General features: G+C 73.7%; 11 protein-coding genes and 1 pseudogene. 4 read left to right on the top strand and 8 right to left on the bottom strand.

The features are described from left to right. The first annotated feature begins 138 nt into the window (after positions 1-138). Positions 139-969 (top strand): EI24 domain-containing protein, encoded by an 831-nt coding sequence (locus ACF09K_RS05065; RefSeq protein WP_392241119.1) that lies wholly within the window; start codon positions 139-141, stop codon positions 967-969. A gap of 183 nt (positions 970-1,152) precedes the next feature. Here the strand turns inward: ACF09K_RS05065 and ACF09K_RS05060 are convergent. After that, positions 1,153-1,747, bottom strand: a pseudogene (locus ACF09K_RS05060) (TetR/AcrR family transcriptional regulator). 125 nt (positions 1,748-1,872) lie between these two features. On the opposite strand from ACF09K_RS05060, the gene ACF09K_RS05055 reads away from it, so the two are divergent. Then, a complete protein-coding gene (locus ACF09K_RS05055; RefSeq protein ID WP_392241118.1) occupies positions 1,873-4,290 on the top strand; it encodes a glycoside hydrolase family 3 C-terminal domain-containing protein in 2,418 nt (805 codons plus the stop codon). 241 nt (positions 4,291-4,531) lie between these two features. Here the strand turns inward: ACF09K_RS05055 and ACF09K_RS05050 are convergent, their stop codons facing one another. Both ACF09K_RS05050 and ACF09K_RS05045 read right to left on the bottom strand, forming a co-directional pair. Further along, positions 4,532-5,512, bottom strand: a complete 981-nt coding sequence (locus ACF09K_RS05050; RefSeq protein WP_392241117.1) for an aldose epimerase family protein — start codon at positions 5,510-5,512, stop codon at positions 4,532-4,534. Positions 5,513-5,527: 15 nt separating this feature from the next. Further along, entirely contained in the window at positions 5,528-6,418 is an 891-nt protein-coding gene (locus ACF09K_RS05045; RefSeq protein ID WP_392241116.1) for an SGNH/GDSL hydrolase family protein, read from the bottom strand. A 392-nt stretch (positions 6,419-6,810) separates the two neighbouring features. Here ACF09K_RS05045 and ACF09K_RS05040 point away from each other — a divergent pair, with 392 nt between their 5' ends. After that, positions 6,811-7,305, top strand: a complete 495-nt coding sequence (locus ACF09K_RS05040) for a DUF3145 domain-containing protein (protein ID WP_392241115.1) — start codon at positions 6,811-6,813, stop codon at positions 7,303-7,305. A 199-nt stretch (positions 7,306-7,504) separates the two neighbouring features. On the opposite strand, the gene ACF09K_RS05035 is transcribed toward ACF09K_RS05040, so the two are convergent. The 5 genes from ACF09K_RS05035 to ACF09K_RS05015 all read right to left on the bottom strand — a co-directional run bounded on the left by ACF09K_RS05035 (position 7,505) and on the right by ACF09K_RS05015 (position 12,441). Beyond that, positions 7,505-8,797: a beta-ketoacyl-[acyl-carrier-protein] synthase family protein gene (locus tag ACF09K_RS05035; RefSeq protein ID WP_392241114.1), complete on the bottom strand. Its 1,293-nt coding sequence runs from the start codon at positions 8,795-8,797 to the stop codon at positions 7,505-7,507. A gap of 85 nt (positions 8,798-8,882) precedes the next feature. Continuing rightward, a complete protein-coding gene (locus tag ACF09K_RS05030; protein WP_366057748.1) occupies positions 8,883-9,131 on the bottom strand; it encodes an acyl carrier protein in 249 nt (82 codons plus the stop codon). An 82-nt stretch (positions 9,132-9,213) separates the two neighbouring features. Next, positions 9,214-10,215, bottom strand: coding sequence for a ketoacyl-ACP synthase III (locus ACF09K_RS05025; protein ID WP_392241113.1), 1,002 nt, complete (start codon positions 10,213-10,215; stop codon positions 9,214-9,216). A gap of 16 nt (positions 10,216-10,231) precedes the next feature. Further along, positions 10,232-11,146 carry an ACP S-malonyltransferase gene (locus tag ACF09K_RS05020; RefSeq protein ID WP_392241112.1) on the bottom strand — a complete coding sequence of 305 codons (915 nt, stop codon included), beginning with the start codon at positions 11,144-11,146 and terminating at the stop codon, positions 10,232-10,234. 89 nt (positions 11,147-11,235) lie between these two features. Beyond that, positions 11,236-12,441, bottom strand: coding sequence for a PucR family transcriptional regulator (locus ACF09K_RS05015; protein ID WP_392241111.1), 1,206 nt, complete (start codon positions 12,439-12,441; stop codon positions 11,236-11,238). 96 nt (positions 12,442-12,537) lie between these two features. Between ACF09K_RS05015 and ACF09K_RS05010 the strand changes: the two genes are divergently transcribed. Next, positions 12,538-13,194, top strand: a complete 657-nt coding sequence (locus ACF09K_RS05010) for a pirin family protein (protein ID WP_392241628.1) — start codon at positions 12,538-12,540, stop codon at positions 13,192-13,194.

Raw genomic sequence — 13,194 nt, 5'->3', positions numbered from 1 at the left:
CCCGTTCGACTCAACGGCGGCGGGCGGCCGCGGGTGTCGCGGATGGCCCGGATGGCCTACGGAACGGCCGGGGGCGGAGCCGGCGGGCGTGGCCCCGGCCGCTCGGATGTCATGCCCGCGCCCCGATAGAATCCGGCCATGCGCGATCTTGGGGTGGGATTCGGATACCTCCTGAAGGGCCACCGCTGGGTGGCCCGGCACGGGAAGCAGTACGGGTTCGGGCTGGTGCCCGGCCTGATCACGCTCGTCCTGTACGTGGGCGCGCTCGTGGCGCTCGGCGTGTGGGGCGAGGACTTCGTGGGCTGGGCGACCCCCTTCGCCGACGACTGGTCGAGCCCCTGGGGCGGACTGTTCCGCGGGTTCCTGACGGCCGTGCTGTTCGCCCTCGGCCTGCTGCTCGCCGTGGTGACCTTCACCGCGGTCACGCTGCTGATCGGCCAGCCCTTCTACGAGAGCCTCTCCGAACGGGTCGACCGCGACGTCTCGCCCGACGGCTCGGCCCCGGTGTCCGGACTGCCGCTCTGGCGCGAGCTGTGGATCTCGGCCCGCGACAGCCTGCGGATCGTGCTGCGCGCGCTGCTGTGGGGCGTCCTGCTCTTCGCGCTCGGCTTCGTCCCGTTCCTCGGCCAGACCGTCGTGCCGGTGATCGGCCTCTTCGTGACCGGCTTCTTCCTGACCGAGGAGCTGACGGCCGTCGCCCTCCAGCGCCGGACCGTCGACCTCCGGTCCCGGCTGACCCTCCTCCGCTCCCGCAAGACCCTCGTCTGGGGCTTCGGCACGCCCCTCGCGGTCGCGTTCCTGGTCCCCTTCGTCGCGGTGTTCCTGATGCCGGGCGCCGTGGCGGGAGCGACGCTCATGGCGCGGGACCTGCTGGGCGAGGAGGCCGCGGACGACGACGGGGCGGAGGAGCCGGATCCCGCGGCGCCGCAGCCGCCGCGAGCGCCGTGGCCGCCGCAGCAGCCGCACTGACCGGCTGCCCGACCACCCGGCCGACCCGTCCCTCGGTCGACCGACCGCCCCCAGGGCTGCCCGACTGCCCGGCCGCCCCGCCTCTCGGCCGACCGATCCCTCGGCTGCCCGGCCGACCCGACGCCCGGCCGACCCGCCCCCGGACCCGCCGGGGGCCGGCCGGTCCGTCGTCAGTCCACGTCGTCAGTCCACGTCCTCACCCAGCAGGCGCAGGAAGTCGCGGAAGGCGCCCGGCATGTCCACCGACTCCGGGTCCAGGAGCCACTGGTACTGGAGGCCGTCCATCACCGCCACCAGCAGCGGCGCGGTCCGCTCCGGGGTGAGGCCGCTCGGCAGGCGGTCGCCGTACTCGGCGCGCAGGGCCGCCGCCACGTCCGTCCGCACCTGCCGGTACCGGTCGGTGAAGTACGCCCGCGCCGGATGCCCCTCGGTGACGCTCTCGCCGAGGAGCGCGCAGAAGGTCTGGATGATGCCGGGCCGCATCGCGTTGTACTCGACCAGCGAGCACAGCAGGTCGATCCGCCACCGGGTGTGCGGCAGCGCGTCCCACTGGTCGCGTTCCTCCAGCACCGCGACCAGCAGCGCGTCCTTGGTGGGGAAGTGGTGCAGCAGCCCCTGCTGGGTCAGTCCGACCCGCTCGGCCACCGCCGCCAGGCTCGCGCCCCGGTAACCGCGCTCGGCGATCACCTCCAGGGCCGCCCGCACGATCTCCGCGCGCCGCTCCTCGCTCCTGGCCGCCCTGGTCGCCCTGCCGTTCATGCCGGTCACCGTACGGCATCACCACCCGGCGAATGTAACGGCGGCATATCGAAACCTACCGCTCCACAGGCGGCCGATGCACGATGGGGAACAACACCGCACAGCACCGCACAGGAATTCAACAATCCAACGAGGAGGCCCGCGATGGCGGACATCGAGGCGGCCGTCGAGGCGGCCCTCGGCAAGCTCGACCTGGACGCGAAGGCCCGGCTGCTGGCCGGCCAGGACATGTGGTCCCTGCCCGCCCTCCCCGAGATCGGCCTCGCGTCCCTCGTGATGTCCGACGGCCCGATCGGCGTCCGGGGCGTGCGCTGGACCGCCGACGACCCGTCCGTCGCGCTGCCGTCCCCGACCGCCCTCGCCGCCACCTGGGACCCCGGCCTCGCGCGCCGCGCCGGGGTGCTCCTCGCCCAGGAGGCCCGCCGCAAGGGCGTCCACGTCCTGCTCGCCCCGACCGTCAACCTGCACCGCTCCCCGCTCGGCGGCCGCCACTTCGAGGCCTACAGCGAGGACCCGTACCTGACGGGACGGATCGGGAGCGGCTACGTGAGGGGCGTGCAGGAGGGCGGCGTCGGCACCACCGTCAAGCACTTCGTCGCCAACGACGCCGAGACCGACCGCTTCACCGTGAACAACCTGGTCGGCGAACGCGCCCTGCGCGAGCTGTACCTGGCCCCCTTCGAGGCCATCGTCGAGAGCGCCCGCCCGTGGGGCGTCATGACCGCCTACAACACCGTCAACGGCACCACGATGACCGAGCACCACCACCTCGTGAACGAGGTCCTGCGCGGCGAATGGGGCTTCGACGGCTTCAACGTCTCCGACTGGACGGCCGCCCGCGACACCGTCGGCGCCCTGCGCGGCGGGCTCGACGTGGCCATGCCCGGCCCGGCGACCGTCTACGGCGAGGCCCTCGCCCGGGCGGTGCGCGAGGGCCGCCTCGACGAGCCCGAGGTCGACGACGCCGTGCGCCGCGTCCTGCGCCTCGCCGCCCGCGTGGGCGCCCTCGCGGACGTCGAACCCGCCGTCCCCGTGCCGCCCGCGCCCGTCCACGGCGAGTCCCTGGCCCGCGAACTCGCCCGCCGCTCCTTCGTCCTGGTCCGCAACGAGCGCGCGGTGCTGCCCCTGCGGCCCGGCCGCACGGTCGCCCTCATCGGTGCCGCCGCCCGCGACGCCCGCGTCCTCGGCGGCGGTTCCGCCACCGTCTTCCCCGCCCGGGTCGTCTCCCCGCTCGACGGCCTCACCGCCGCTCTCCCCGAGGGCGCCCTCAGCTATGCCCTCGGCGCCGACCCGACGACCGAACTCGCCTTCGCCGGAAAGGGGTTCGCGCTGCGGGCCGTCTGCCGCGACGCCGCCGGAACGGTCCTCGGCACCGGCTCGGCCCCGGGCGGGCAGATCCAGTGGATGGGCAACGACCTCCCGGACGGCGTCACCTCCGACACCCTGCACAGCGTGGAGCTGACCGGCACCTTCACCCCGCGCGCGAGCGGCCGGCACACCTTCGGCGTCAAGGGCGTCGGCGCCTTCACCCTCACCGTCGACGGCACCACCCACTTCGACGGCACCCAGGAGCCGGCCGACGTCAGCGACCCCTTCGAGGCGGCCTTCGGCTCCCCGGTGCCCCGCGCCGAGGCCGAACTGACCGCCGGGCGCACGGTCGACGTCTCCCTCACCTACGTCGTCCGCTTCCCCGAGCGCCTGCCGCTGAAGGTCGTCGCCTTCGCGCTCGCCCACCAGGAGCCCCCGCGGGACCCGGACGAGCTGATCGCCGAGGCGGTCCGGGCCGCCCGCGCCGCCGACACCGCCGTGGTCGTCGTCGCCACCACCGACCGCGTCGAGTCCGAGGGCTTCGACCGCACCGACCTGCGCCTGCCCGGCCGCCAGGACGACCTGGTGCGGGCCGTGGCCGCCGCCAACCCGGACACCGTCGTCGTCGTCAACTCCGGCTCCCCGGTGGAACTCCCGTGGCGCGAGGAGGTCGCCGCCGTGCTGCTGAGCTGGTTCCCCGGCCAGGAGGGCGGCGCCGCCCTCGCCGACGTCCTCACCGGCGCCCACGAGCCCGGCGGGCGCCTGCCCACCACCTGGGGCTCCCTCGCCGACGCCCCGGTCACCCGGGTCACCCCGGCCGACGGCGAACTCCCCTACGACGAGGGCGTCTTCATCGGCTACCGCGCCTGGGAGAAGGAGGGCCGCACCCCGGCCTACCCCTTCGGCCACGGCCTCGGCTACACCGACTGGACCTACGACTCGGTCGAGACGGACGGGACGAACGTCGCCGTCCGCCTGCGCAACACCGGCGGACGGGCGGGCCGCGAGGTCGTCCAGGTCTACCTCGCGCCCACCGAACCCGACGCCGGCCGCCCGGCTCGCTGGCTGGCCGGCTTCGCCGGCGTCGAGGCCGGCCCGGGGGAGAGCGCCGAGGCGGTCGTCACCCTCCCGCGCCGCGCGTTCGAAATCTGGGACGAGGCCGCCGGCCGGTGGTCCTTTGTGAAGGGTTCGTACGAAATCCAGGTGGGTAGGTCTCTCGCGGACCGCAGGATCACCGCGACGATTAACGTCTGACGCGGGCCCCGCGCCCCGAGAGCAGCCCCGGTCCGGGACCTGACCCCTGGACCGGGGCTATGTACGTCCGGGACGCGCCCCGGCGCCGTACCCGGCGTGCGTCGCCGGACCGAGGCCCGCGCACCTGCCCTACCGGGCCCCGCGCACCTGCCGTACCGGAACTCCGTACGCCTGCCGTTCCGGGACCCCGCGGGCCCGCCGTACCGGGACCCGTGCGCCTGTCGCGCCGGGACCCGCGGGCCTACCGCGCAGAGAACCCGTAGACCGTCTCCGAGCGGTACGCCTCGCCCGGCCGCAGCGTGGTGCTCGGGAACTCCGGCCGGTTCGGGGAGTCCGGGAAGTGCTGGGTCTCCAGCGCGACGCCCGCGCCGGGCCCGAACGGCTCGCCCAGGTGGTCGGCGGTGTACACCTGGATGCCCGGCTCGGTCGTGGCCACCGTCAGCACCCGGCCGGACGCCGGGTCGTACAGCTCGGCCACCTCCACCGGCCCGTCCGTCAGGCCCTTGTCGAGCACGAAGTTGTGGTCGAGACCCCCGCCGACCTCGCGGGCCGCGCGGAAGTCGAAGCGGGTGCCCGCCACGTCCGCCTGCTCACCGGTGGGGATCAGGTCGCCGTCGACCGGCGTGTACCGGGAGGCGGCCAGCCGCAGCTCGTGCCCGCCGGTGCCGCCGGTGCCGCCCGCGCCGCTCAGGTCGAAGTAGCTGTGGTTGGTCAGGTTCACCACCGTCGGCTCGTCCGTGACCGCCTCGTACACCAGCCGCAGCGCCCCCGACGCGTCCAGCGTGTAGGTGGCCGTGACCTCCAGCCGGCCCGGGAAGCCCTCCTCGCCGTGCGGGCTGACCCGGCTCAGCCGCAGCCCGTGCGCGACCGGCTCCACGTCCCACACCCGCTTGTCGAAACCGCGCGCACCGCCGTGCAGCGAGTTCGGGCCGTTGTTCGGTTCGAGGGCGTAGGTCACCTCGTCGAGCGTGAAGCGGGCCCGGGCGATCCGGTTCGCGTACCGCCCGACCAGCGCGCCGAGGTAGGGCTCCGGATGCGTCACGTAGCCGTCCAGGCCGGCGAACCCCAGCACCACGTCCGTGACGTGCCCCGACCGGTCCGGGACCTCCACCGACTGCACGATCCCGCCGTAGGACAGGACCCGCACCCGCACGCCCGCCCGCTCCAGGGTCCAGCGGTGCACGGGGGTGCCGTCGGAAAGTGTTCCGAAGTGTTCGCTCATGGGGAAAACCCTAAGTCACGTGCCGCGGGCGGTGATCCGGCGGTAGGCGATCTCGGCCAGCCTGGCCTGGCCGTCCGTGCTCGGGTGGAACCAGTCCCAGTGGCTCAGCTGGTCGGTCCCGAAGCGGAACTCGTACACCGCCCCGCCGTCGAACCGGCACCGCGCGTCCTTCGCGCAGACCTCCTCCAGCACCGTGTTGTAGTCCTCCACCCGCTGCCGCACGGTCTCCCGCCGCAGATTGGCCGCTGAGTCCAGCGCGTCCGCGTCCCCCAGCATCGACGGGCAGATCCCCAGCTTCCACACCTGCTTGCCCAGTACGTTCGTCCGCCCCTGCGACCACAGCCGCTTCAGGTTCGGCACGCTCGCCACGTACACCTGCGCCCTCGGCGCCGTCCGGCGCAGAGTGCGCAGCGCCTCCTCGAACCCCGCCCGGAAGCCGGCCACCGGAGTCATCGCCTCCGCCGTCGCCCGGCAGGCGTCGTTGGCCCCCGCCATCACCGTCACCAGCGCGGGCCCGCGCGCCGCCGCCCGCGCCATCTGCGCCGGCAGGTCCGCCATCCGCGCCCCGCTCACCGCGTAGTTCCAGCTGTGGGTGGCCGCCCTCGCCCCCAGCAGCCGCACGGCCAGACTGTTCACCGCGCCGCTCTCGCCGGTCGCCCAGGAGACCTCGGGGCAGTCCGCCAGCACCGAGCACGCGTCGAAGCCGCGGGTGATGGAGTCGCCCACGGCTGCCAGCGAGGCGGGGCTGGTGTCCCACACCGGGGTCGGCGACGCCGAGGGGCTCGCCCTGCGCGCACCCGACGCGCCAGGCCCGTCCCCGCCCGACGCGTCGCAGCCGGCCGCGCCCAGCACGACCGCGGCCGTCACCGCGGCCACGGCCCGCGAGCGGTGGCTTCGCTTCCGCATCCTTCGGTGTCCCCTCGGTCGTCCTGCCCGTCCGTCCGTCCGGTCCTGTCCGGCCCGTCCGGCCTGCCGTGCCCCGCCCGTTCGGCCCACCCGTTCGGCCCACCCGGTCGGTCCCGCCCCGTTCGCCCCGGTCGGTCCGTCCGGCCGGTCCCCGGCCGGACGATCCGCCGGCCCACCCATGACAACGTCCGGGAGTTCCCGAGCGCGGCAGGAGGCAACGGATCGGGCCGGTACAGGCGTCCTGCCGGGTGAATGGGGGCCTTTCGGCGGCCCGGGACCGACGGTACGTCACACTCCTCGCGCCGTCGCACGGTAGCCTCGCCATCAGCGTGGCCGCCGCCCGGTAGCCATGCCAGCCAGCCAAGACTGTCCCGCTCTGTCCGGAGGTACCGGTGACGACACGTGGAGTTCTGTACGTGCACTCCGCGCCGCGCGCGCTGTGCCCGCACGTCGAGTGGGCCGTCGCCGGGGTGCTCGGCACGCGCGTCAGCCTCGACTGGATCCGGCAGCCCGCCGCGCCCGGCACCTGGCGCTCGGAGTTCTCCTGGCAGGGCCAGGCGGGCACCGCCTCCAAGCTCGCCTCCGCCCTGCGCGGCTGGCACCTGATGCGTTTCGAGGTCACCGCCGAGCCGTGCGCCACCGCCGAGGGCGAGCGCTACAGCTGCACCCCCGACCTCGGCATCTTCCACGCCGTCACCGGCATCCACGGCGACATCCTCATCCCCGAGGACCGCCTGCGCGCCGCCCTGACCCGCTCCCAGCGCGGCGAGACGGACCTGGAGGCGGAGATCGCCAAGCTCCTGGGCAAGCCCTGGGACGACGAACTGGAGCCGTTCCGCCACGCGGGTGAGGGTGCCCCGGTGAGATGGCTCCACCAGGTGGTGTGACCCACGGCGCCCCCGACGGGGGCGCCGAGCGGCACCGCACGGCGACCGGGCACGGAAAAACCGTACGGCGACCGGGCGCGGAGAAACGCACGGCGACCGGGCACGGAGAAACGCACGGCGACCGGGCACGGAGAAACCGGGCACGCAGAAGGGGCCCCACCTCCCGGGTGGGGCCCCTTCACACGTGTACGGGCGGTTCTCAGACCGTCCGGAACGCCAGCACCACGTTGTGCCCGCCGAACCCGAACGAATCGTTCAGCGCGGCGATACGGCCCTCCACGGGCAGCTTGCGCGCCTCGCCGCGGACGATGTCCGCGTTCGCCTCGGCCTCGGGGTCGAGGTTCTCGACGTTGATGGTCGGCGGAGCCACCCGGTGGTACAGCGCGAGGACCGTCGCCACCGACTCCACCCCGCCGGCGCCGCCGAGCAGGTGACCGGTCATCGACTTCGTCGCGGAGACCGCCATGTGGTCGGCGTCGTCGCCGAACACCTTGCGCAGCGCCTTCAGTTCGGCCACGTCACCGGCGGGCGTCGACGTCGCGTGCGCGTTGACGTGCACGATCTCCGCCGGGTCGAGGTCAGTGCGCTCCAGCAGGTTCTGCAGGGCGTGCGCGATGCCGCGGCCCTCCGGCTCCGGCTGCACGATGTCGTGGGCGTCGGCGGAGATGCCCTGGCCGACCGCCTCGGCGTACACCCGCGCCCCGCGCGCGGCGGCGTGCTCGGCGGACTCCAGGACGATCACACCGGCGCCCTCGCCGAGCACGAAGCCGTCGCGCGCGGTGTCGTAGGGACGCGAGGCGCCCTGCGGGTCGTCGTTGTTCTTGGACATCGCCATCATGTTGCCGAACGCGGCGATCGGCAGCGGGTGGATCGCCGCCTCCGTACCGCCGGCGACGACGACGTCGGCGCGGCCCGTACGGATCATCTCGATGGCGTAGCCGATGGCCTCGGCGCCCGAGGCGCACGCCGAGACCGGCGTGTGCACGCCCGCGCGGGCGCCCACGAGCAGACCCACGTTGGCGGACGGGCTGTTCGGCATCAGCATCGGCACGGTGTGCGGGGAGACGCGGCGGACGCCCTTCTCCTTCAGCACGTCGTACTGGTCCAGCAGGGTCGTCACGCCGCCGATGCCGGAGGCGATGACCGCGCCGAGCCGGTCCGGGTCCACGGAGGCGCCCGACGCGGCGTCGGACGTCCCGTCGGCCGTCCTCGGCGCGAAACCGGCGTCCTTCCAGGCCTCCTGAGCCGCGATCAGCGCGAACTGCGCCGAGCGGTCCAGCTTGCGGGCCTGCGGCCGCGGGATGACCTCGATGGGCTCCACGGCGATCTGCGCCGCGATGCGGACGGCCTGGTCGGCCGCCCAGTCCTGCTCCAGGGGCGTGACGCCGGACTTGCCGGCGACCAGGCCCTCCCAGGTAGAGGCTGCGTCGCCACCCAGCGGTGTGGTTGCGCCGATACCGGTGACGACCACGGTGCGATTGGTCGGGCTCACGGGAATTCTTTCTCCAACGATCGGGATTCAGCGGCGCCACCGCCGGGTGGCGGGGCAGGCCGGGTCATCCGGCCCCAGCAGTGACTCAGTCCTGGTGCTTGAGGATGTAGTTCGTCGCGTCGCCGACCGTCTTGAGGTCCTTGACGTCCTCGTCGGGGATCTTGACGTCGAAGCGCTCCTCGGCGGCGACGACGACCTCGACCATGGACAGCGAGTCGACGTCCAGGTCGTCGGTGAAGGACTTGTCCAGCTGGACGTCCTCGACCGGGATACCGGCGATCTCGTTCACGATCTCCGCGAGACCGGCGACGATCTCTTCCTGAGTGGCGGCCATGTCGGCGCTCCTTCGTTGGTGTTCCAGAGGGTGTGGCATTGGGTGTCTTCCGTTCCGGACCGCGTGATCCGGCACGGAGTGCCTAGGGGAGGGTAACGACCGTCGCGGCGTACACGAGACCCGCCCCGAATCCGATGACGAGCGCGGTGTCGCCGCTCTTGGCCTCGCCGGTCGCCAGGAGCCGCTCCATGGCGAGCGGGATCGAGGCGGCCGAGGTGTTCCCGGTGGTCCGCACGTCCCGCGCGACCTTGACGGACGGCGGCAGCTTGAGGGTCTTCACCATCGAGTCGATGATCCGCTCGTTGGCCTGGTGCGGGATGAAGACGTCCAGGTCGGCGGAGCTTATTCCGGCCGCGTCCAGCGCCTGCTGGGCGACCTTCGCCATCTCGAACACGGCCCAGCGGAACACCGCCTGGCCTTCCTGGGTGATCGCCGGGAACTTCGCGACCTCGCCGTCGCGGTAGTCCGTCCACGGCACCGTCTGCTTGATGGTCTCCGACTTGTCGCCCTCGGAACCCCACACCGTCGGGCCGATCGCCGGCTCCTTCGACGGGCCGACCACGACCGCGCCCGCGCCGTCGCCGAACAGGAAGGCGGTGGCCCGGTCCTCCAGGTCGGTCAGGTCGGACAGCCGCTCCACGCCGATGACCAGGACGTACTCGGCGGAGCCCTCGACGATCATGCCCTTGGCGAGCGTCAGGCCGTAGCCGAAGCCCGCGCAGCCGGCCGAGATGTCGAAGGCGGCCGCCTTGTCCGTGCCGAGCTTGTCGGCGATCTCGGTGGCCACGGCCGGGGTCTGCTTGAAGTGCGACACGGTCGAGACGACCACGGCGCCGATCTGGTCGGCGGTGATCCCGGCGTCGGCGATGGCCTTGCCGGACGCCTCGACCGACATGGCGGCGACGGTCTCCTCGTCGTTCGCCCAGTGCCGCGTCTCGATGCCCGAGCGCGAGCGGATCCATTCGTCGGACGAGTCGATCGTCTCGAGGATCACCTCGTTGGGCACCACCCGGGTGGGCCGGTAGCCGCCCACGCCGAGGATGCGCGCGTACGGGGCGCCCTTGCTGGGCTTGATCTTCGCCATGCTCGTCGGCTCCTTGTCAGGCACTGTGCTCGGCGATGACCTCGCGGGCCGCGTCGAGGTCGTCGGGGGTCTTCAGCGCCAGCGTCCTCACGCCGGGCAGGGCGCGCTTGGCCAGACCGGTGAGCGTACCGCCGGGGCACACCTCGATCAGCGCCGTCACGCCGAGCTGCCGGAAGGTCTCCATGCACAGGTCCCAGCGGACCGGGCTGGCGACCTGGCCGACCAGCCGGTCGAGGACCTCGGCGCCGGTGGCCACGGTACGCCCGTCCTTGTTGGAGACGTAGGTGATCCCCGGGTCGGCGGGGGACAGCTCCTTGGCGGCGGCGGCCAGCGTGTCGACCGCCGGTGCCATGTGGTGCGTGTGGAACGCGCCCGCGACCTTCAGCGGAACGACCTTGCGGACGCCCTCCGGCTTGTCCTCGTTCAGCACCGCGAGCTGCTCCAGCGTGCCCGCGGCGACGATCTGGCCGGCGCCGTTGACGTTCGCCGGGGTCAGCCCCAGCTTCTCCAGGTGCGCCACGGAGACCTCGGGATCGCCGCCGAGCAGCGCCGACATGCCGGTCGCGGTGATCGCGGCCGCGTCGGCCATGGCCAGGCCCCGCTTGCGGACCAGGGTCAGCGCGGCGGTGTCGTCGAGGACGCCCGCGAAGGCGGCGGCGGTGATCTCACCGACGCTGTGACCCGCGACCGCGCCGGGCACCACGTCGCCGAGCGCCGCGGCCGACAGGATGCCGGCCGCGACCAGCAGCGGCTGCGCGACGGCGGTGTCACGGATCCGGTCCGCGTCGGCCTGCGTGCCGTGGTGGGCGAGGTCCAGCCCGATGGCGTCCGACCACGCGCCGACACGGTCGGCGGCGCCGGGCAGTTCGAGCCAGGGGGTCAGGAAGCCGGGCGTCTGGGCGCCCTGGCCGGGAGCGACGAGTACGAGCACTCTCACACTCTCTCTTGGGTACGGGCACGGCCGCCCGTGGGGACAGGGACGAAGAACGGCAGGGGGTTTTGTGGGCCCTCCACAAAACGCTAGCTCTTGGGCTCTCCGTCGACGAGACGCCCCAGGATCAGCGCGATGCGCAAGGTGAACGCAGAGCGTACATCCGACGGGGACCAGCCGGTGACGTCAGTCACACGTCGGAGCCGGTAGCGCACGGTGTTGGGATGGACGAACAGCATCCGTGCCGCGCCCTCCAGACTGGACGCCTGCTCCAGATAGACGGCCAGCGTCTCCAGGAGCGCCGAGCCCGCCTCCTCCAGCGGTCTGTAGATCTCCTCCACCAACTGCTCGCGCGCGCCGGGATCACCGGCGATGGCGCGCTCCGGCAGGAGATCGTCCGCCAGCACCGGGCGCGGTGCGTCCTGCCAGGCGGCGCACGCCTTGAGTCCCGCCGCGGCGGCCTGCGCGGACCGGGTCGCGGCCGGCAGGTCGGGCACCACGGGGCCCGCGACGACCGGCCCCGCCGCGAACGGCCCGATCAGGGACCTGGCCACGGCCAGCGGATCGTCGCTCCCGCCGGCGATGACGACGAGGCGGGAGCCGAGCACCCCGGTGAGCACCTGGAGCTTGGCGTGCCGCGAGGCCCGCCGGATCGCCTCCACCGTCAGCTCCGAGTCCCCGTCCGGCGCCGTGCCGAGGACCACGCACACGTGCTCGGGCGAGTTCCAGCCCAGGGCGGCGGCCCGGCTGACGGCGCCCTCGTCGGCCTCCCCGCTGAGGACGGCGTTCACGACGAGCGACTCCAGCCGCGCGTCCCAGGCACCGCGTGCCTCGGCGGCCTGGGCGTAGACCTGGGCGGTGGCGAACGCGATCTCGCGGGCGTACACCAGGAGCGCCTCGCGCAGCACGTTCTCGTCGCCGGGGGCGGCGACCTCGTCGATCGCGCTCTCCATCACCTCGATGGTGGTGCGCACCATCTCGACGGTCTGGCGCAGCGTGATGGCCCGGGTCAGCTCGCGCGGCGCGGTCCCGAACACGTCGGTGGAGATGGCCTGCGGGGCGTCGGGACGCCGGAACCACTCCGTGAACGCGGCGATGCCCGCCTGGGCCACCAGCCCGATCCAGGATCGGTTCTCCGGGGGCATCGCCCGGTACCACGGCAGCGTCTCGTCCATGCGCGTGATGGCCTGGGCGGCGAGGCTCCCGGAGGACTTCTCCAGCCGCTTCAGGGTCGCGAGGTGCGTGTGGGCGGTCTGCGCCGGGGCTCGGTTGTCGTGGGATTCGGGTTCGGGCACGTGGACAAGACTGCCTCATCGGGACGTGCGCGTGCGTGGGCGGGTCGCGGGCGCGGTCACCGCCCGGCCCGCGGCGGGTCTACCGTGGTCGGCGTGATGGACGTACGCCGCGCCGACGAGCGCTACCCCGGCGGGGACCCGGCGGCCGGCATCGGCACCCGGCACGCCTTCTCCTTCGGCCCCCACTACGACCCCGGCAACCTCCGCTTCGGCCCCCTGGTGGCCTGCAACGAGGAACGGCTGGCGCCCGGCGCCGGCTTCGCCGAACACCCCCACAGCCACACCGAGATCGTCACGTGGGTGGTCGAGGGCGAGCTGACCCACCGCGACTCGGCCGGCCACGAGACGCGGGTGCGCCCCGGCGACGTGCAGCGGCTCAGCTCGGCGGCCGGGGTGCGGCACGTCGAACGCAACGACGGCGACGGCCCGCTGACCTTCGTGCAGATGTGGCTGGCCCCCCGGGAGCCGGGCGGCGAACCGGCCTACGACCTCGTCCGCGGCATCGACGACGGCACGCCGTACGCCGTCCCGGAGGCGGGCGCGACGCTCCACGTACGGCGGCCGGCGGCGGGGGAGCGGACCGCCGTGCCGGACGCGGCGCGGGTCTACGTCCACGTCGTCGGCGGCACCGTCCGGCTCGGCCCGCACGAGCTGGGGCCGGGGGACGCGGTGCGCGCCGCCGACGAGGAGGGTCTGGAACTGGTGGCCGGGGCGGGCCCGGCCGAGGTGCTGGTCTGGGCGATGGAGGCCTGA

The organism is Streptomyces sp. NPDC014882, from assembly GCF_043081325.1.
In the GTDB taxonomy this organism is placed as follows: domain Bacteria; phylum Actinomycetota; class Actinomycetes; order Streptomycetales; family Streptomycetaceae; genus Streptomyces.
This window is presented reverse-complemented; position numbering and strand designations above follow the sequence as displayed.